Origin of the sequence: uncultured Pseudokineococcus sp. (genome assembly GCF_947499845.1) — a bacterium.
GTDB lineage: Bacteria > Actinomycetota > Actinomycetes > Actinomycetales > Quadrisphaeraceae > Pseudokineococcus.
Genome location: NZ_CANMPM010000002.1, coordinates 315,912 through 334,637 on the forward strand (window position 1 = coordinate 315,912; position 18,726 = coordinate 334,637).

15 protein-coding genes are annotated in these 18,726 nt (G+C 76.9%); 5 read left to right on the forward strand and 10 right to left on the reverse strand.

Annotated elements, in window-relative coordinates; all coding sequences use genetic code 11:
- Window positions 1–2: 2 nt before the first annotated feature.
- Window positions 3–887, forward strand: a complete 885-nt coding sequence (locus Q0789_RS03400; RefSeq protein WP_298802121.1) for an endo alpha-1,4 polygalactosaminidase — start codon at window positions 3–5, stop codon at window positions 885–887.
- Window positions 888–1,113: 226 nt separating this feature from the next.
- On the forward strand, window positions 1,114–1,959 hold the full coding sequence (locus Q0789_RS03405) for a class F sortase (protein ID WP_298802123.1): 846 nt from the start codon (window positions 1,114–1,116) through the stop codon (window positions 1,957–1,959).
- Window positions 1,960–1,980: 21 nt separating this feature from the next.
- On the opposite strand, the gene Q0789_RS03410 is transcribed toward Q0789_RS03405, so the two are convergent.
- The gene (locus Q0789_RS03410) at window positions 1,981–3,864 is read right to left on the reverse strand and encodes a glycoside hydrolase family 15 protein (protein WP_298802125.1); all 1,884 of its coding nucleotides are present in this window, start codon (window positions 3,862–3,864) and stop codon (window positions 1,981–1,983) included.
- Window positions 3,865–4,040: 176 nt separating this feature from the next.
- Between Q0789_RS03410 and Q0789_RS03415 the strand changes: the two genes are divergently transcribed.
- Window positions 4,041–4,865: a GolD/DthD family dehydrogenase gene (locus Q0789_RS03415; RefSeq protein ID WP_298802126.1), complete on the forward strand. Its 825-nt coding sequence runs from the start codon at window positions 4,041–4,043 to the stop codon at window positions 4,863–4,865.
- Between the two features lie 52 nt (window positions 4,866–4,917).
- Here the strand turns inward: Q0789_RS03415 and Q0789_RS03420 are convergent, their stop codons facing one another.
- The 3 genes from Q0789_RS03420 to Q0789_RS03430 form a co-directional block, all read right to left on the reverse strand.
- Entirely contained in the window at window positions 4,918–5,907 is a 990-nt protein-coding gene (locus Q0789_RS03420; protein ID WP_298802128.1) for an LLM class flavin-dependent oxidoreductase, read from the reverse strand.
- Between the two features lie 169 nt (window positions 5,908–6,076).
- Window positions 6,077–6,970 (reverse strand): alpha/beta hydrolase, encoded by an 894-nt coding sequence (locus Q0789_RS03425; protein ID WP_298802130.1) that lies wholly within the window; start codon window positions 6,968–6,970, stop codon window positions 6,077–6,079.
- Window positions 6,963–8,249: a threonine synthase gene (locus tag Q0789_RS03430; protein ID WP_298802132.1), complete on the reverse strand. Its 1,287-nt coding sequence runs from the start codon at window positions 8,247–8,249 to the stop codon at window positions 6,963–6,965. The genes Q0789_RS03425 and Q0789_RS03430 overlap by 8 nt, the downstream gene beginning before the upstream one ends.
- A gap of 78 nt (window positions 8,250–8,327) precedes the next feature.
- On the opposite strand from Q0789_RS03430, the gene Q0789_RS03435 reads away from it, so the two are divergent.
- Complete coding sequence (locus Q0789_RS03435; protein ID WP_298802134.1) at window positions 8,328–9,614, forward strand: CynX/NimT family MFS transporter; 1,287 nt, start codon at window positions 8,328–8,330, stop codon at window positions 9,612–9,614.
- A 115-nt stretch (window positions 9,615–9,729) separates the two neighbouring features.
- On the opposite strand, the gene Q0789_RS03440 is transcribed toward Q0789_RS03435, so the two are convergent.
- The 5 genes from Q0789_RS03440 to Q0789_RS03460 all read right to left on the reverse strand — a co-directional run bounded on the left by Q0789_RS03440 (window position 9,730) and on the right by Q0789_RS03460 (window position 16,985).
- The gene (locus tag Q0789_RS03440) at window positions 9,730–10,266 is read right to left on the reverse strand and encodes a GNAT family N-acetyltransferase (RefSeq protein ID WP_298802136.1); all 537 of its coding nucleotides are present in this window, start codon (window positions 10,264–10,266) and stop codon (window positions 9,730–9,732) included.
- Window positions 10,267–10,399: 133 nt separating this feature from the next.
- Window positions 10,400–12,052, reverse strand: coding sequence for a catalase (locus tag Q0789_RS03445; protein ID WP_298802138.1), 1,653 nt, complete (start codon window positions 12,050–12,052; stop codon window positions 10,400–10,402).
- 179 nt (window positions 12,053–12,231) lie between these two features.
- Window positions 12,232–12,633 carry an ankyrin repeat domain-containing protein gene (locus tag Q0789_RS03450; RefSeq protein ID WP_363325940.1) on the reverse strand — a complete coding sequence of 134 codons (402 nt, stop codon included), beginning with the start codon at window positions 12,631–12,633 and terminating at the stop codon, window positions 12,232–12,234.
- A 269-nt stretch (window positions 12,634–12,902) separates the two neighbouring features.
- The gene (locus tag Q0789_RS03455; RefSeq protein WP_298802142.1) at window positions 12,903–14,684 is read right to left on the reverse strand and encodes an alpha/beta fold hydrolase; all 1,782 of its coding nucleotides are present in this window, start codon (window positions 14,682–14,684) and stop codon (window positions 12,903–12,905) included.
- 237 nt (window positions 14,685–14,921) lie between these two features.
- Complete coding sequence (locus Q0789_RS03460) at window positions 14,922–16,985, reverse strand: PhoX family phosphatase (protein WP_298802144.1); 2,064 nt, start codon at window positions 16,983–16,985, stop codon at window positions 14,922–14,924.
- Window positions 16,986–17,137: 152 nt separating this feature from the next.
- Here Q0789_RS03460 and Q0789_RS03465 point away from each other — a divergent pair, with 152 nt between their 5' ends.
- Window positions 17,138–17,575 (forward strand): hypothetical protein, encoded by a 438-nt coding sequence (locus Q0789_RS03465; RefSeq protein ID WP_298802146.1) that lies wholly within the window; start codon window positions 17,138–17,140, stop codon window positions 17,573–17,575.
- Here the strand turns inward: Q0789_RS03465 and Q0789_RS03470 are convergent.
- Window positions 17,565–18,644: an SDR family oxidoreductase gene (locus Q0789_RS03470; RefSeq protein ID WP_298802148.1), complete on the reverse strand. Its 1,080-nt coding sequence runs from the start codon at window positions 18,642–18,644 to the stop codon at window positions 17,565–17,567. The two genes, Q0789_RS03465 and Q0789_RS03470, sit on opposite strands and share 11 nt — an antisense overlap.
- Between the last annotated feature and the right edge of the window lie 82 nt (window positions 18,645–18,726).

Here is an 18,726-nt window from a genome sequence, read left to right on the forward strand (position 1 = left end):
ACGTGACCTCCCGACGCGCGGGCGCCCCGCGCCGCGGCGCGCGCACCGTCGCCGCCGTCCTCGGCGCCCTCGTCCTCGCGGCGTGCGGCGCCGGACCCACCGGGGCGCCGGCGGCGACGGCCACGACGGCCTCCCCCGCCGCGAGCGCCGCCCGCCCCGCGCCCCCGCCCGCGGGCGGGGTGCTCGACTACCAGCTCGGCGGCGCCTACCCGCCCGCCGCGGACGTCGACGTCGTCGTGCGCGACCGGACGGCCGCTCCCGTCCGCGGCGGGTACTCGGTCTGCTACGTCAACGCCTTCCAGACCCAGCCGGGCGAGACCGCCTGGTGGCGCCGCGCGCACCCCGACCTCCTCCTGCGCGACGCCCGCGGCCGGCTCGTCGAGGACGAGGACTGGCCCGGCGAGGTGCTCCTCGACACCTCGACGTCGGCCAGGCGGACGGCGGCCGCCCGGGTCGTCGGGCGCTGGGTCGACGGCTGCGCCGCCGCCGGCTACCGGGCGGTCGAGCTCGACAACCTCGACGCCTTCACCCGCTCCGGCGGACGGCTCACGCAGGGGCAGGCGGTGGCCTTCGCCGGCCTGCTGGCCCGGCGCGCCCACGCGGCCGGCCTCGCCGTGGCGCAGAAGAACACCGCCGAGCTGACGCGCCGCCAGGTCCGCGCGGTCGGGTTCGACTTCGCCGTCGCCGAGGAGTGCCAGGTGTGGGACGAGTGCGACGTCTACACCGGCCACTACGGGCGCCACGTCCTCGAGGTCGAGTACACCGACACCGGCCGGCGGCCCTTCCGCGAGGCCTGCGCGGCCCGCGGCGACCGCGTGTCCGTCCTGCTCCGCGACCGGGACGTCGTCCCCCGCGGCACCCCCGGCTACGTCTCCGAGCACTGCTGACGCGCCCGACCCAACCGCCCGCCGCCCGGGTCCGAACCACCGGCACGGCCCACGACGACGAGAGGACGCCCGTGACGAGCACCGCCACCCGCGCGCCCCACCGGCCCGGCGGCCCCTGCGCCGCGGGTGCGAGCATGGGACGTCCCACCCCCTCGCCCTCCCAGGAGGACGCCGTGATCCGGACCGCCCGCGCCGCTCGACGCCCGCACGGGCGGGGCTGACCGCCGTGGCCGGGAGCAGGGGCCGTCGCGGCGGCCGGGCGGCCACCGCCGCGTCGATCGCGTGCCTCGTCGTCGGCGCGGGGCTCGTGGGCTCCGCGCTGGCCCAGCAGGGGGAGGCCCCGGTCGAGCCGCCGCGCACGACCTCCGACGTCGCCGACGCGCCCTACGCCGCCCCCGGCGGGGACGCACCGGACGGCGACGACGCCACCTCGCTGCCCGCACCGGAGACCGCCGAGCCCTCGCCGTCGAGCACGCGCGTCACCGACGCGACGAAGGGCGACGTCCTGCCCACCGAGGCCCTCGCGCCGGAGGGCGACATCCCGGGGCTCGTGCGCATCCCCGCGCCCGAGACGCCGGCTCCCGAGCCCCCCGCGGAGCCCGAGGCGCCCGAGGTGGCCGAGCCGGTGCGCCTGCGGGTGCCCGCCATCGGCGTGGACACCGACCTGCTGCACCTCGGCCTCAACGACGACGGGTCGCTCGCCGTCCCGCCGCGCGAGGGCCCCGACAACCTCAAGGCGTCCTGGTACGACGGGTCGCCGCGCGCCGGGGAGGTCGGCCCGACGGTCCTGGCCGGCCACATCGACTCCAAGGCCGGGCCGTCGGTCTTCTACCGCCTGGGCGAGCTCGCGCCGGGAGACGAGATCCTCGTCGACCGCGCCGACGGCACGACGGCGACCTTCGTCGTCGACACCTCCGAGCGCTACCCCAAGGACGACTTCCCCACGCGGCGCGTGTACGGGCAGACGCCGGACGCGCAGATCCGGCTCATCACCTGCGGCGGCGTCTTCGACCGCTCCGTCGGGCACTACGAGGACAACACCGTCGTCTACGGGCACCTCGTCGACGGCTGACGCGCCCTAGGCCTCCCCGCCTCAGGCGCCCCCGCCGAGCTCGCGGTCCAGGTGGACCGCCGCGCTGATGAGCGCGAGGTGCGAGAGCGCCTGGGGGAAGTTGCCCGTCTGGTGCCCCGTGGCGCTCACCTCCTCGGCGAACAGGCCCAGGTGGTTGGAGAAGCGCAGCGTCTTCTCGAAGACCTCCTCGGCCTCCTGCGACCGGCCGGCGCTGGAGAGCGCCTCGGCGTACCAGAACGAGCACGCGACGAAGTAGCCCTCGCCGCCGTCGAGCCCGTCCGTCCCGTCGGTCGGGTAGCGGCGCACGAGGCAGTCGACGACGAGCTCGGAGCGCAGCGCCTCGAGCGTCGCCGCGAAGCGCGGGTCCGTGGGGCCGGCGAACTTCACGAGCGGCAGCATGAGGAGGCTCGCGTCGAGCTGGTCGCTGCCCGCGCTGACGCGGTAGCCGCCGGTGCGGGGGTCGAGGCCCTCCTCCTGCACGCGCCGGTAGGCGGCGTCGGCGCAGGCCTCCCACTTCTGGCGCGGGGCCGGCAGCCCGCGCTGGCGGGACACGCGCAGCGCCCGCTCGAAGGCGACCCACACCATGACCTGCGAGTAGGTGTTGCGCCGGGGCTCGCCCCGGCTCTCCCAGAGGCCGGCGTCGGGGTCGGCGGCGTGGTCGGCCAGCCAGTCGAGCATGTCGACGACCTGGGTCCAGATGTCCCAGCTGATGGGCCGGACCTTGTTGTAGAGGTAGATGGAGTCCATCACCTCGCCGTAGCTGTCGAGCTGGCGCTGGGCGTAGGCGGCGTTGCCGGTGCGCACCGGGCGCGAGCCCGCGTAGCCGCCGAGGTGCTCGAGCACCTCCTCGTCCGGCGGGCGCTCCCCGCGGACGGTGTAGACGGGCAGCAGCCCCTCGTCGCCCGCCGCCGCCATCCGCTCCTCGAGCCACGCGAGGAAGGCGTCCGTCTCGTCGGGGAAGCCCAGGGTCATGAGCGCGAAGGTCGTGAAGGCGGCGTCGCGCAGCCAGGCGTAGCGGTAGTCCCAGTTGCGCGCGCCGCCGACCTCCTCGGGGAGGCTCGTCGTGCCGGCCGCGACGACGGCGCCCGTCGGGGCGTACGTCAGGAGCTTGAGGGTGATGGCCGAGCGGTGCACGATCTCGCGCCAGCGGCCGCGGTAGCTCGAGCGGCGCACCCACTCGCGCCAGTAGGCGTGCGTGGCGTCGAGGAGGCGCTGGGCCTCCGCGCGGCCCACCTCGCCCCCCTCCTCCGGCGCGAGCGCGCCCCAGTGCAGCACCAGGGCCAGGGCGTCGCCCCGGCGCAGCAGGACGCGCCCGCGGGCCGCGCCGTCCTCGACGTCGAGCGGGTGGGAGGACCGCAGGACCAGCTGCTCCTCCCCCGCGCGGAAGCGGACGCCGCCGTCGACGGCCTCCGCCTCGTGCGGCGCCCGGCCCCAGTCGAAGCCGGGGCGGCAGTCGACGACGACCTCCTGCTCGCCGTCGAGCACCCGCACGAGGCGCACGAGCAGGGGGCGGCGCCCCGGGCCGGCCTCCGCGTCGTCGTCGGGCAGCGCCTCCTCGGGGACCATGCCGTCGAGCACCTCGAGGCACCCGCGGCGGCTGCTGAAGCGCGTCGCCAGGACGGCCGAGCTCGGCAGGTAGTACTGGTGCGTGGTGTCCCACGCGGTGGGGCGCACGGAGAAGCCGCCGCCGCCCTCGCCGAGCAGGCCGGCGAAGATGCCGGGGCTGTCGAAGTCGGGGGCGCACGCGAAGTCGACCTCGCCGTCCTTCGTGACGAGCATGATCGAGCGGAGGTCGCCGACGACCCCGTGGTCCTCGACGGCGCAGGGCCGCTGCACCGGCTGGTCCCCGCCCTCCTCGCCCCGGTCGGCGGTCGACGGCTGCTGGGGCTGGCGCGGGGTCTGCACGGGCGCAAGCCTCCCCGACGGCGCCCGCGACGGCACCCAGGGGCCCCCGGCCGGTCGGCGGGGGCCGCGGGAGACGCACCGGAGGCGCGCCCAGGGGCGCGGACGGGCGCCTCGCCGGGCATGATCACGGGCGGAGGCCCGCGCACCGGGGCGCGGGCCGGTCACCGGAGGCAGACGTGAGCACGCACGACGACCGCACCCTCGCCGCCACCCCGTCCGCCACCCCGGCGGACGAGCAGGTCGACCTGTCCCTGCGCCTCGACGGCCGGACGGCGCTGGTCACGGGCGGCGCGTCGGGCATCGGCAGCGCCGTCTGCGGGCTCCTCGCCGACCGCGGCGCCCGCGTCGTCGTCGTCGACGTGGCCGAGGAGGCCGCACGTGCGCGGGCCGGCGAGCTCGGGGGCCCCGCGGCGGGCCAGCACCTCGCCGTGGCCTGCGACGTCACCGACGCCGCGTCGGTGGAGGCGGCCGTCGAGGAGGCCGTCGCGGCCACCGGGCGGGTCGACGTCCTCGTCACGTGCGCGGGCATCGCCGTCCTCGACCCGGCGGAGGACCTCTCGGACGAGGCGTGGTCGCGGACGCTCGCCGTCAACCTCACCGGCACGTTCCTCGTCGCCCGGGCGGTGGGCCGGCGGATGCTCGCCGCCGGGTACGGGCGGGTGGTGACCATGGCGTCGCAGGCCGCGACGGTGGCGCTCGAGGGCCACGCGGCCTACTGCGCGAGCAAGGCCGGTGTCGTGGGCCTCACCCGCGTGCTCGCGCTGGAGTGGGCCGGCCGCGGCGTGACGGCCAACTCGGTCTCCCCCACCGTCGTCCTCACCGCGCTGGGGCGGTCGGCGTGGAGCGGCCAGAAGGGCGAGGACGCGAAGGCGCAGATCCCGACGGGCCGCTTCGCGCTGCCCGACGAGGTGGCCGCCGCCGTCCTCTACCTCTCCAGCGGCGCCGCCGGGATGGTCAACGGGCACGACCTCGTCGTCGACGGCGGGTACACGATCCGCTGACGCCCCTCGCGGGCCGCCGCGGGGCGGCCCGCGGGAGAGGTCGGGCGAGCGCTCAGGCCGGGACGGCGGCGACGGCCTGCGCCGTCAGGTCCACCGACCGCACGCGCGCCGCGGCGGTGGGCGCCGAGTGGGCGGTGATGAGCTCGTCAGCGTCGGCCAGCGCGGCGAAGGCGTCGAGCTGGTCGCGCACCTCGTCGGGGGTGCCCAGCGCCGTGTGGACCATCATCGAGTCGATCTGCGCGCCGGCCCCGGACTCCAGCAGCAGGTCGGCCTCGGCGTCGGTCAGCGTGCGGCCGCGGGCGAAGAAGGCGAGCGCCCGGGCGCGGCGGACCACGGCGCGGTGGTGCTCGGCCTCCTCGCGGGTGTCGGCGGCGAGGACGTTGACGCCGGCGACGACGTACGGCTCCGCCTGCTGCGCCGACGGCTGGAACTCCCGGCGGTAGGTCGCGACGGCGGCCTCGAGGGCCTGGGGGGAGAAGTGCGAGGCGAAGGCGTACGGCAGGCCCAGCGCGGCGGCCAGCTTCGCCCCGAAGAGGGACGACCCGAGGATCCACAGCGGCACGTCGACGCCCGCCGCCGGCACGCCCTTCACGCCGGGCACGAGGCTCTGGCCCGTGAGGTAGCCCTGCAGCTCCTGCACGTCGCGCGGGAAGGTGTCCGCCGACGACGGGTCGCGCCGCAGGGCGTACATCGTCGCCTGGTCCGAGCCCGGGGCTCGGCCGAGCCCGAGGTCGATGCGCCCGGGGTGCACCGAGGCGAGCGTGCCGAACTGCTCGGCGATGGTCAGCGGGGCGTGGTTCGGCAGCATGACGCCGCCCGCGCCCAGACGGATGGTCGAGGTGTGCGCCGCCACGTGGGCGATGAGCACCGCCGTCGCCGACGACGCGATCATCGGCATGTTGTGGTGCTCGGCGTACCAGACCCGCCGGTACCCGCCGCGCTCCGCGGCCTGCGCGAGCGCCACGCTGCCGGCGACGCTCTCGCCGACGCTCGTCCCCTCGTCGACGGGGGCCAGGTCGAGGACGGACAGCGGGACGGTCATGGCGGGTCACCTCGGTGCTCGGACGGCTCCCGGCGCCGGGTGGTGACGTCGGGCACCGGTCCCAACCGCCGTCGCCGCCGGGGTAGTCCCGACGCGAGGTGTGCGCCCAGGACGCGGTGCACCGCGTCCTGGGCGCACCGCTCGGCCCCGGGCGCGGCCCGTCCCCCGCTCAGGCCGCTGCGGCCCGCACGTGCTCGGCCAGCAGCTCCGCCGTCGCGGCGGGCGCGTCCTCGTTCGGCGAGTGGCCGCCCGGCAGGACGGCGTACGCCGCGCCGACCCGCTCGGCCATGGCCCGCTGGTCCTCCTGCGGCCAGGCGGCGTCGGTCTCGCCGTGGGCGACGAGCACCGGCAGGCCGGTGGCGCGCAGGGCGTCCGAGCGGTCCTCGTGCGTGCCCAGCACGCGCGCGGCGGCGAGCAGCTGCCCCGGTGAGGTGCCGAGCACCCGCTCGCGCCACGCCGCGGCGGCCTCGTCCGGCGGCGGCTCGAGCCCCTCGGGCGCCGCCAGATAGGCCCACAGCGCTGCGGCGGTGCCCTCGCGCTCGAGGACGGCGACCTGGTCGTCCGTCCGCCCCGGCCAGCCGTGCGGGCCGGAGCACAGGAGCACCAGGCCGCGCCAGCGCGACGGGTCGAGCAGCGCGGCCTCGCCGGCGACGACGCCGCCGAAGCTGTGGCCCAGCAGGTGCACCGGCGCCGCCCACCCGTCGTCGAGCGCCGCGAGCGCGGCCGCGGCGTCGTGGACGTCCCGGACCAGCAGCGGCAGCGCGTAGGAGCGGGCGGCGACACGGACGTCGGCCTCGTCGCCCTCGGGCCGCACGGCGCCCGGCTGTCCGCGCTGGGTCAGCGCCACGGCGTCGACCCCGCGCGCGGCCAGCTCGGGGACCAGGAGCCGGTGGTCGACCCGGCCGCCGGTGTAGCCGGGCACGAGGAGCAGGCGGCCGACGACGTCGCCCGCCGGCCGCGACCGCAGGACGGGGACCGGCCCGACGGGCAGGTCCAGGACCACGTCCTCGGGCGCGGGCAGCGGTCCCTCGGCAGGGGCTCCCTCGGGGCGGGCCTCAGCCACGACGCACCTCCAGGCGGCCGTCCCTCGGGACGACGGGCACCTCGCCCGGCCCGTCGCCGACGCGGACGGGCAGCGCCTCGGGGTAGATGATCCCGGCGCCGGTGTTGAGCACGACGACCTCCTCGTCGGGGCCGATCCACCCCGAGCCGCGCAGGCGCCGGACGGCGGAGACGACGGCCGCGCCCTCCGGGCACAGCACGAGGCCCTCGAGGGAGCCGACGTGCTGCAGCTCGGCGAGCAGCTCGTCGTCGTCGACGGCGAGCGCTGTCCCGCCCGTCTCGCGGACGGCCCGCAGCACGAGGAAGTCCCCGAGCGCCTTCGGCACCGTGATGCCGAAGGCGACGGTGGACGCGTCGACCCAGGGCTCGGACACCTCGGCGCCCTCGTCGAAGGCCCGGACGATCGGCGCGCACCCCGTCGACTGGACGGCGACGAGCCGCGGCATCCGGCCGGTCACCCACCCGAGCTCGAGCAGCTCGTGCAGCGCCTTCCAGATGCCGATGAGCCCCACGCCGCCGCCGGTCGGGTAGACGACGACGTCGGGCATCCGCCAGCCGAGCTGCTCGGCGATCTCGAAGCCCATCGTCTTCTTGCCCTCGATGCGGTACGGCTCCTTGAGGGTGGCCATGTCGGTCCAGCGGTCCGGGTCCTCCGCGACGGCCGCCGCGACGAGCTTCCCGGCGTCGCTGATGAGCCCGTCGACGAGGTGGAGCTGCGCCCCGGCGGCGACGCACTCGGCGCGCGTGATGGCCGGCGCGCCGACCGGCATCGCCACGAGGAGCGGCAGCCCGGCGCGCGCGGCGTACGCGGCCCACGCCGCGCCGGCGTTGCCGTTGGTCGGCATGGCGAGGCCGCGGACGCCGAGCTCGCGGGCCCGCGAGACGCCGACCGCGGCACCCCGCGCCTTGAAGGACCCGGTGGGCAGCAGCCCCTCGTCCTTGACGAGCAGCCGGCCGACGCCGAGGTCCGCGGCCAGGCGGGGCGCGTCGAGCAGCGGCGTCATGCCCTCCCCCAGCGTGACGACGCCCTCGGGCCCCTGGACGGGGAGGAGCTCGTGGTAGCGCCACAGGTCCGGCGCCCGCCGCTCGACCTCCTCACGGGTCACCGCCGCGCGCGCCAGGTGGTAGCGGGCGAGCAGCGGCGAGCCGTCCCGCGGGCACAGGCCCTGGTGCACCGAGGCGTCGAGGTGGTCCCCGCACCGCGGGCACTCCAGGTGGGACAGGGTGCTCCAGGCGGGCCCCTCCGTGGTTACGGCGTCACGTCCGGCGTCGTCGCTCACCCGGCCATCCTGGCCCGGAGGGCGCCCGGGCGCCGGGCGCCGTCCGGGGCGCCCGCTGCCGGCGGGCAGGATGGCCGGGTGGCGGCGCGCGAGACGACGGAGAGCACGGCGGGGGGCACGGCGCGGGCCGCGACGTCGGGGGCGCCGGGCCGGGCCTCCCTCGCCGCACCGAGGACCGCGCTCGTCGTCGCCGCCGTCCTCGTCGTCGCCCTGAGCCTGCGCGGGCCGATCGTCGCGGTCGCCCCGGTGCTCGGGCGGCTCACCGAGGACCTTGGCCTCGACCCCGCCGCGGCCGGCCTGCTCACGACGATCCCCGTCGTCTGCTTCGCCGTCGCGGCACCGCTCGCCTCGGCGCTCATCGCGCGCGTCGGCCCCGCCGCCGCGGTCTGGTGGTGCCTCGCCGGCGTCACGGCCGGCACGGTGCTGCGCGCGTCGGGCGGCACGGAGCTCGTGCTCGCGGGCACGGCCGTCATCGGCACGGCCATCACGGTCGGCAACATCGTCGTCCCCGTCATCATCCGGCGGTCCGTCCCGCCGTCGCGGGCCGGCGCGGTGACGGGCGCCTACACGGCGGCGCTCAACGTGGGCTCGATGCTCACCTCCCTCGGCACCGAGCCGCTCGCCCAGCTCCTCGGGTGGCGGGCGGCGACGACGTCGTGGGTGGTGCTCGCCGTCCTCGGCGCGCTGCTCTGGGGCGCGGCGACGCTGCGGCGGGCGCCCCTGCCCGTCGACCCGCCGCGCGAGCGCGGCGCCGGCGACGAGCCCGCGCCCCTCGTCGCGGTGCACCGGCCGGCGTGGGCCCCCGCCGTCCTCACGGTCGGCTTCGGCGCACAGGCCTTCTCCTACTACGGGCTCACGGCCTGGCTGCCGACGCTCCTCGCCGACCGCCTCGGCCAGAGCCCGGCCGCGGCCGGGGCGGCCTCCTCGGTGTTCCAGGTCCTCGCCGTCGTCGGCGCCCTCGGCGTGCCGGCGCTGCTGTCGCGCGTGGCCCCCGACCGGGTGCTGGCCCTCGTCGGCGCCTGCTGGGTGGCCTTCCCGGTGGGCCTGCTCCTCGCGCCGCAGTGGTGGTCGCTGTGGGCCGCGCTCGGCGGCGCGGCCCAGGGCGGCGTCTTCACCATCGTCTTCGTCCTCGTCGTCCGGCTGTCCGGCGACGACCGGCAGGCGCGGCGCACGTCGGCCCTCGTCCAGGGCGGCGGCTACGCGCTGGCCTCGCTCGGCCCCCTCGCGCTCGGCGCGGTGCACGACGCGACCGGCGGGTGGACGGCGCCGCTGCTCGTCGTCGTCGGGGCGCTCGTCGTGCTCGTGCTGGGGGTCGGCGCCGTCGCCGTCAGCAGCGGCCGCGCCGCCCGCGCCTCCGCACTCTGACGACACAACGCCGGGCGGGGCGCCTCTGCACGGCGATCTGCCGACGAAGTGCGAGGGAAGGGCGCCCTCGGACGGCGATCTGACGACGACGTGCGGGGAAGGGCGGATCAGGAGGTCAGGGGGTGGCGGGGACGGGCTTGGTGAAGCAGACGCTCACGGGCAGGACGTCGTACGGCGCGAAGACGGGGACCTGCTCCCAGCCCTCGCGCTCGTAGAGGGCGATCGCCTCGGGCTGCAGGCTCCCCGTGTGCAGGTGCAGCCGGTCGACGCCGAGGGACCGGGCCGTGGCCTCGACCTGGCGCAGCGCCTGCGACGCCAGGCCGCGGCGGCGCCCCGCGGGCGCGACGTAGACCTTCTTCACCTCGGCGAGGCGGCCCGCCCCCTCGCCGAGCCACCGCAGCGTCGCCGTCGCGACGGGCTCCTCGCCGACGAGGGCGACCCACGTCGTGAGCCACGCGGTGCCGGGCGGCATGACGAGCGTCGAGAAGACGTCCTCGACGTCGGCGTACCGCACGCCCATCTCGGCGTCCATGGCGTCGCGGAGGGCCTCCGCGCGCGGGTCCTCCCACGCGGTCTCGACCCAGCGCACCTCGCCGGCGCCCCGAGCGGCGGGAGCCCCGGACGGCTCGGTGGCGGCTCGCGTCGTCGTCACGCGCCCGAGCATGCCCCCACCGGCGCGCAGGCCCAGCAGGGGGTGGACGCGCCGCAGGCCGCGCCGGGGGTCCGGCGCGGCCTGCGGGTGGTGCTGGTGGTGCGGGAGCTGCGGCCCCGAGGGCCGCGGCGGGTCAGCGCTCGACGCGCTCGTTCGGCACGGCGTGCGTCATCGTCAGGCCCGCGACGTCGCGCGGGCCGTTCTTGCCGAGGTTGCGGGCCCGCTCGAGCTCGTCCTCGGTGAGCGTCTGCGTGGCGAGCGGCTCGAGGCCGCGGACGTCGTCGGCCGTGATGCCGACGCCCTCGCCGACCCGGTTGCCCAGCTCGTCGTCGCACATGAGCAGGTGCCAGACCATGCGCTCGGCGATCGGCCGGTCGCAGGCGGAGAGGCCGTCGACGAGGTTCGCGACGAGCTCGTCCTTCTCCCACTGCTCGGACAACTGGTAGCGCTGGCCCGCCTGCAGGTAGTCGTTCGTGCGGTTGATGCGCTTGCGGGTGAGGCGCCCGGTGATCTCGGGGCCCTGCTCGTCGTGCGTCGGGTAGGTGCCCTCGCGCAGGCCCCCGATGATCGACGGCTCGTAGTTCACCGTCGGGTTGACGCCCTCGGGGCGGTCGACGACGTACGCCATGGCGCCGTCGCGCTGGTTGGTGGCCGCGCGGGCGCCCTTGGGCGAGTTGACCGGCAGCTGCAGGTAGTTCGGCCCGACGCGGTAGCGCTGGGTGTCGCTGTAGGAGAACGTGCGCCCCACGAGCATCTTGTCGTCGGAGAAGTCGAGCCCGTCGACGAGGACGCCCGTGCCGAAGGCGATCTGCTCGCTCTCGGTGAAGAAGTCCTGGGGGACGCCGGTGAGCGTCATCGTGCCGACCTTGCCCAGCGGGAAGCGGTTCTCGTCCCAGACCTTGGTGTCGTCCAGCGGGTCGAAGTCGAGCTCCGGGTGGTCGTGGTCGTCCATCATCTGGACGTACAGGTCCCACTTCGGGTGGTCGCCGCGGTTGATGGCGTCGTACAGGTCGCGCGTGTGCGAGCCGAGGTCGGAGCCCTGCACCACCGCGGCGTCGGCCCCGGTGTAGGACTTCACGCCCTGCTGCGGGATCCAGTGGTACTTGACGAGCTTGGTCTCGCCCTGGGCGTTGACCCACTTGTAGGTGTTGACGCCGAAGCCCTGCATCTCGCGGTAGGACGCGGGGATGCCGCGCGGGCCGAAGACCAGCGTGACCATGTGCATGGCCTCGGGGGTCTGCGAGATGAAGTCGAAGACGCGGTTGGGCACCTGGCGCTCGAAGGAGACCGGGTCCGGCTTCTGGCTGTGGATGAAGTCGGGGAACTTGATGGCGTCGCGGATGAAGAAGACCGCGAGGTTGTTGCCGACGAGGTCCCAGTTGCCGTCCTCGGTGTAGAACTTCACCGCGAAGCCGCGGGGGTCGCGGGCCACCTCGGAGGAGTCGCGGCCGCCGGCCACCGTGGAGAACCGGATCGCCAGGTCGGTCTTCTTGCCGGCCTCGCTGAAGAGCTTGGCGCGCGTGTACCGCTCGATCGGCTCGTCGCCCCAGGTGCCGGTCGCCTCGAAGTGGCCGAAGGCCGTGGTGCCGCGGGCGTGGACCACGCGCTCGGGGATCCGCTCGCGGTCGAAGTGGCTGATCTTCTCGAGGAACTGGTAGTTCTCGAGCGTCGCCGGGCCGCGGGAGCCCACGGTGCGCTGGTTCTGGTTGTCGTAGACCGGGTGGCCCTGGCGGTTGGTCAGCACGGGCTGCTCGCCCTGCGCGGTGCGGTCGCTCGTCGTCGTCATCGCTGTCCTCTCCTCGGACCTCGCCCGCCGGCCGCGCCTCGCGGCGCCGACCCGGTGGGTGGCTCGTGCCACCCGGGCTGTTGTCTGGACTCGTTCCAACCTAGCCCACCGGACGCCGTCGCGGCACCCCCTCCGCACCCCGTCCCGGCCGTCGGGCGGGAGGGGCTCGCGCCGTCGCGTCAGGGACGCAGGGCGGGGTCCTGCAGCAGCGCCAGCATCTCGGGGAGCTCGAAGACCCGCGCCGTCTCGACGGCCGACTTCGGCCCCCGCTCCGGGTCGGCCCCCGCCGCGAGCAGCGTGCGCACGACCGCCTCGTCCTGGCGGAAGACCGCCGCCGCGAGCGCCGACTGCCCGCGGTCGTTGGTGCGCTCGACGTCGGCCCCCCGCTCGAGGAGCACGCGCACGGCGTCGTGCTGCTGGTGGTAGGCGGCGAGCACGAGCAGCGTGTCGCCGGAGGAGTTGGTGAGGTCGACGGGGACGCCCTTGTCGACGACCTCGGCGAGCTCGGCCGCGCGGCCCTCGCGGGCGGCGTCGAAGACGCCGTGGAGGAAGGCGAGCTCCTCGGGCGTGAGGTCGGCCACCGCCGACGCGCTCCTCCCCTCGGCCTCCTGCGGCCCGGTGGGGCTGGTGCCGGGCGTCGGGGGCGCGGCGCCGTGCCCGTGTCCGGCCAGGGCCTCGGCCTCCGGGGTGGCGGCCTCGGCGGTCGGCGCGGCGTCGCTGGGGTCGTGGCTCATGCCCCGACGGTAGGACGCCCCGGTGACGGTGCGCGCGTCGTCACCGGGGCGTCGGCGGGAGCTGGGGCGGTGGCGGGGGCCGCGCCGCGGCGCGCCCGGTCAGCCGAGCGCGGTGCTCACAGGCCCGCGGGGAGGTTGTCGGCGTGCACCTGGTCGCGGGCGCTGGGACCGGTCTGCGCGGCCCGCACCTGCGGGAGGGCGTCGAAGGGGCGCCGGTCGGCCTCGCAGGTCGCCCCCTCGGCGGGCACGGCGCCGTCGACGAGGTAGGACGCCACCGCCGCGTCGACGCACGAGCTGGCGCCGAGCGAGGTGTGCCCCCACCCCTCGAGGGTCAGCAGCCGGGAGGAGGGCAGCAGGTCGGCGACGGCCTGCGCGCCCTCGTAGCGCGTCGCGGGGTCGAAGCGGGTGCCGACGACGAGGACGGGCGCGGCCGTCTCGGCGTCCCAGGGCCCGGCGTAGCGGTCGTCGCTGCGCCCCGGCCAGGTGGCGCAGGCGAGGGACCTCCAGGTCCACAGCCGCCCGAAGTACGGGGCGCGCTCCTCGGCCGCCTCGCCGGCGGCCTCCCACGCCCGCTGGCGCAGCGGGTCGTCGCTGTCGAGGCAGGCCACCCCGTCGAAGCCCTCGACGAGCTGGACCGCCTCGTCCTCCTCCGCGGGGGCCTCCCGGCCCGACGGCGACGTCTCGCGCAGCAGGGCCCAGGCGGCCCCCGCCCGATCGCGGGCGTCGCCCAGGGCCACCTGGTCGCTCTCGCCCCCGGCGGCCACCAGCTCCTCGAGCAGCACGACGACCTGGGCGAGCAGCGGCCAGGCGGTGGGGTCGTAGAGGACCGAGAGGGTGAGCCCGACCACGTCCTGGTAGGTGAGCGGCACCAGGGTGCCGTCCCCCGCGTCGACCTGGACGGGCTCCTCGCGCAGGGCGTCGACGACGGCGGCGTAGCGCTGCGCGGGGTCGCCGTCGGCGAGCGCGCAGGCCTGCGGGCCGGCAGCCGAGCACTCCGCGAAGAAGGCGCCGAGCGTGTCGTCCGCACCCTCGGCGCTGGCGATGCGCGTCGAGAAGGGCAGGGTCGCGGCCTCCGCCGGGCTCTCCCCGGTCGTCCACGCCACCGGGTCCAGCACGCCGTCGACGACGAGGGCCCGCACGCGGTCGGGGAAGAGGTTGGCGTAGGTGGTGCCCAGCTGGCTGCCGTAGGAGTACCCGGCGTACGTGAGCCGCTCGTCGCCGACGGCGGCGCGCAGCAGGTCCAGGTCGCGCGCCACGTCGGCGGTCGACATGTGGTCCAGCACGACGTCGGTGTCCTGCGCGCAGGCACTGGTGTAGCCCCGGTAGGCCCGCGTGACCGCGACCTCCTCCTGCGTCGTCAGCGGGAAGGCCGGCACCGACAGCAGCGCCAGGGCGTCCTCGGGGTCGGAGAAGCACGTCAGCGGGGTGCTGCGGGCGACCCCCCGCGGGTCGAAGCCCACGAGGTCGAAGCGCTGGACGACCTCCGGGTCGTACGCCAGCTCCGCCGCCTCGACGAAGTCGTACCCCGAGCCGCCCGGGCCGCCGGGGTTGAGGAACAGCGAGCCGATGCGCGCCCCGGGGTCGGCCGCGGGCAGCCGCCGCAGGGCGAGGTCGATCGTCGGGCCACCGGGGTCGTCGTGGTCCAGCGGCACCGCCGCGGTCGCGCACTCGAACCGGGGGTCCACCGGCACCGGCGGCAGCCCCGGCACCTCGGCCGGCGGCGGGCACACACCCCAGGTGAGGTCCGGCACGGCCGCGGCCCCGCGGTCGGCGGACGCGCTCGGGGCCGACCCCGGCGCGGTGGCGGGCCCGCCACCACGCGCCGAGGCCGCGGTGGCCACCGGCGCACCGAGGGTCGCCACCAGCGCTGCGGCCGTCGCCGCCGCCCCCAGCGCCACCGGCCGACGACCGTGGGCGCGCCGACCCCGGTCCTGTCGCTGCCTCGTGTCCCGCACGTGTCGGCCCCCCTGCCACCACCGCGCCGCCGACGGCGGCTGTCCGGACCCCGCACGCTAGGGGCTCGGACGGGCGGATCGGGCGATCGGGACGAGCGGGACGAGGGCGGTCGTCTTCGGGGCGCAGCACGGCCCGGTGACGACGGGGGCGTCGTCACCGGGCCGGCGGGGAAGGGCGCGTCAGCGCCGCTTGATCGCCTGCACGACGCCGGGCCGCGGCACGCGGACCTCGCCGTCGTAGGGGAAGCGCGAGACCTGGTTCTCGATGCTCGCGCCGTCGACCTCGCCCGGGTGCTGGACGCAGACCATGACGCTGCCCTCGACCGAGTCCACGACGGGCCCGCACGTCTCGGCGCCGACGGGGACGGTGAGGAAGGTCCGCACCCTGCCGCGCTCGGGGCCGTCGGTGGCGACGTGGTGGAGGGCGTCGGCGAGGTCGAGGGAGCCGGGCTGGCCGTCGGTCGAGACCCACAGCCCGCCGTGGGCGTCGAAGGCCACGTTGTCCGGGCACGCGATGGGCATGACCTCGGACGCCGGCAGGCCCGAGAAGTACGTGCTGGGGTCGCCCGGGTCGCCGCAGACCACGGGCAGCGCCCAGGTGAAGGTCGTCGAGGTCTGGTCCTCGGCCTCGGTGATCTCGACGACGTGGCCGTAGCGGTTGCGCACGCGGGGGTTCGCGGCGCCCGGCTCGCGGCGGCCCGAGTTGTTCGTGCAGGCCATGTAGACCTTGCCGGTGACGGGGTTGCGCTCGACGTCCTCGGGGCGGTCCATCGGCGTGGCGCCGACGGCGGCCGCGGCGACGCGCGTGAAGACGAGCACCTCCTCGAGCGTCATGCCCGGGACCGTGGAGCGGCCGCCGCGCGTCAGCGGCACCCACTCGCCGGTGCCGTCGTAGTCGCTCGTGGGGTCGCCCTCGACGGCGAAGCGCGCGACGGAGAGGTCGCCGTGCTCGAGGACGTCGTTCTCCCGCCCCTGGCGCGGGTTCCTCGCCACCCGGTCGCGGGAGACGAACTTGTACAGGTGCTGGCCGCCCGTGTCGTCGCCCATGTAGCAGACGACGCGCCCGTCGGGGGCGACGGACGCCGTCGCACCCTCGTGGCGGAAACGACCCATCGCCGTGTGCTTGCGCGGGGTCGAGAAGGGGTCGTAGGGGTTCAGCTCGACGATCCAGCCGAAGCGGTTGACCTCGTTGGGCTCCTCCGTGAGGTCGAAGCGCTCGTCGGCGAGGTCCCAGCCGCGCCCGGTGTCGCTGATGCCGTAGACGGCGTTGCGCTCGTCCGGGGTCGCGGTGTTGCGGAAGTAGCCCTGGAAGTTCTCCTCCCCGGACAGGACGGTGCCCCACGGCGTCGTGCCGCCGGCGCAGTTGTTGAGCGTCCCGACGACCGTGGTGCCCCCGGGGTCGCGGCTCGTGCGCACGAGGTCGCTGCCGGCGGCGGGCCCGGTGAGGGCGAACTCCGTCGTCGAGGCCGTGATGCGGCGCCCGTAGCGGGAGGGGACGGCGCGCCACGGGCTGCCGGGGCCGTCGCGGCGGACCTCGACGACCGACATGCCGTGCGCCGCCATCGAGGTCATCCGCTGCTCGACGGTGAGGCTCTCGTCGTCCGCGTACCCCGGGTACATGATGTTCTCGTTCGTGTACTCGTGGTTGGCCACGAGCAGCGCCCGCTTCCCCGAGCCACCGAGCGGCAGCACGGTGAGGTAGTCGCAGTTGTAGCCGAACTGCTTCGCCTGGGCCTCGGGCGTCTGCGCGTCGAGGTCGAAGGCCGGCGCGTCGCGCTCCACCGGGTCGCCCCACGCGATGATCGAGTGCCAGTCCCAGCCGTCGGGGACGACGACGTCGTCCACGTCGGCGGCCACCGGGCCCACCGGCGCGAAGCCGGCCAGGGCGCCCGCCGGCGCGAGGGCGCCCGGGGCGGACGCCGCGGCGTCGGCGCGCGAGCCCCGGCCCCGCCCACGACCGGAGCCCGCCGCGCGGGCCTCGTCGGGCGCGAGCGCCGCGCCCGCGACGACGGCCGCCCCCAGGCCCGCGAGCAGCGAGCGCCGGGCGATCGCCTGCCGCGCCAGCTGCTCGAACGCCGGGGCGCTGGACGTGCTCGGGCTCTCCGTGAGGCAGGCGTCGCCGCAGCGGAAGTGGCACGTCTGCGCCGAGCGCGAGCCGCGGGTGTGGCCGAGCATCGGCAGGGCGAGCCGCGGGCCCCGCGCGGGGGCGGCCGAGGACGTCTCGTGCGAGCAGTTCGTCGTCATGCGCCCCACCCTGGGAGGCCGTGACGACGGGCAGACGGGGCCGACGGGACGACCACGTGAACGCGCGGTGACGACTGGTCGCTGCGCGTGGCCCTCCACGCTGCCCCGGGCGTCCCGGTGCGGAAGACCCCGGCGGCGCGCACCTTGTCGGCGTGAGCAGCCGCGGCACCGCCGACCCCGTCCACCACCATCGCCTCCAGCGGGAGTCCCGACGAGGCTCCCGGCGCGGCGGGCGCCCGGACCGGCCGGTCGTCCCCGACCTGCTGCGGGCCGCCTGGGGCGCCACGTGCCTGCTGGCGCCCGACGCCGTCCAGCGGGCGATGTCCGGCCACGACCCGGACGTGCGCGGGCGGCGGGTCCTGCGCGTCCTCGGCGCCCGCCACCTCGTCCAGGCGGCGGGCGGCCGGGTGCTCCCGCCGCGCCTGGCCGTGGGGGGCGGCGCGGCGGTGGACGGCATCCACTCGGCCACGGCGCTCGCGCTCGGCCTGCTCGACGTCCGGCGCCGGCGGGCCGCGCTCGTCGACGCGGTGGTCGCCGGCGCCTGGTGCGCGTGGGGCGCGGCCCGCTACCGCCGGGCGTTCAGCGGCTGACGGCCGCCGCGGCCCGCGAGGCGGCGTCCCGGGCCGCGCGCCGGGCGCGGCGCACGCCCGAGCGCTCCTCGGAGCGCCGGACCAGCAGCGCCCCCACGACGGCGCCCGCCCCGGCGAGGGCCGTCGTGGCGACCGCCCCCCGGTGCATCGACGCCGCGGACCACGGGTCTCGACCCCAGCTGCGGTCGCCGAAGGGCCCCTGCGCGCCCCGGTCGGCGTCCTCGTCGCGGGGCTCGAAGACGTTGGAGCCGTAGCGGGGGAGGTCCTGGTGCACCTGCTGGCCGCTGATGCCCGTGCGGGCCAGGTAGCGGTCGAGGAACCACGGGGCCACCCGCTCGCCGAGGATCGTGTACGCCGTCGACACGCCGACCCACATCGTGCGCCGGGGGTGCTCGGCCACGAAGGCGACCGCCCGCCCGGCGACCTCGGGGGCGAAGATCGGCGCCACCGGCTGGGGGTGCCCCTCGACGCGGCTGAGGTTCCAGTCGAACTGCGGCGTGTCGAGGCCCGGCAGCATGACCTGGCACACCTGGACCCGGCTGCCCTCGGCCATGAGCTCCACCCGCACCGACTCGCTGAAGCCCTTCACCGCGTGCTTCGCGGCGCAGTAGGCCGACTGCAGCGGGATGGCGCGGTGGGACAGGGCCGAGCCGACGTTGACGACGACGCCCCGGTCGCGCGGGCGCATGTGCCGCAGCGCCGCGCGCGTGCCGTTGACCTGGCCGCCGAAGGTGACGTCCGTCATGCGCTGGAACTCCTCCGGCGTGGTGTCCCAGAAGCTCGCGAGCGAGCCGGCGAAGGCGCAGTTGACCCACACGTCGACGGCGCCGAGCTCGGACTCCACGCGCTCGGCCGCGGCGTCCACCGCCGCGTGGTCGGCGACGTCGCACTCGACGGCGAGCCCGCGGCGCCCGGCCGCCTCGACGTCGGCGACCGCGCCGTCGAGGCCGGCGCGACCGCGCGCCAGGACGGCGACGTCGAAGCCGCGCCGGGCGAGCTCGCGGACGGTCGCCCGCCCCACCCCCGCGGTGCCCCCGGTGACGACGGCGGTCCTCGTGCTCGTGCTCATGCGGCCCTCCAGCCCGGCCGGCGCGGCCGACCCGACCGGCCGCCCCGTCCTCGGTCTTGTCCTGGGCGCGAGCGTGCCCCCG

Excerpts from the sequence above, each read along its gene's own strand:
- Q0789_RS03420 (WP_298802128.1), bottom strand. The coding sequence starts at position 5,907 with ATGACCGTCCCGCTGTCCGTCCTCGACCTGGCCCCCGTCGACGAGGGG.
- Q0789_RS03445 (WP_298802138.1), bottom strand. The coding sequence starts at position 12,052 with ATGACGACGACGAGCGACCGCACCGCGCAGGGCGAGCAGCCCGTGCTG.
- Q0789_RS03460 (WP_298802144.1), bottom strand. The coding sequence starts at position 16,985 with ATGACGACGAACTGCTCGCACGAGACGTCCTCGGCCGCCCCCGCGCGG.
- Q0789_RS03470 (WP_298802148.1), bottom strand. The coding sequence starts at position 18,644 with ATGAGCACGAGCACGAGGACCGCCGTCGTCACCGGGGGCACCGCGGGG.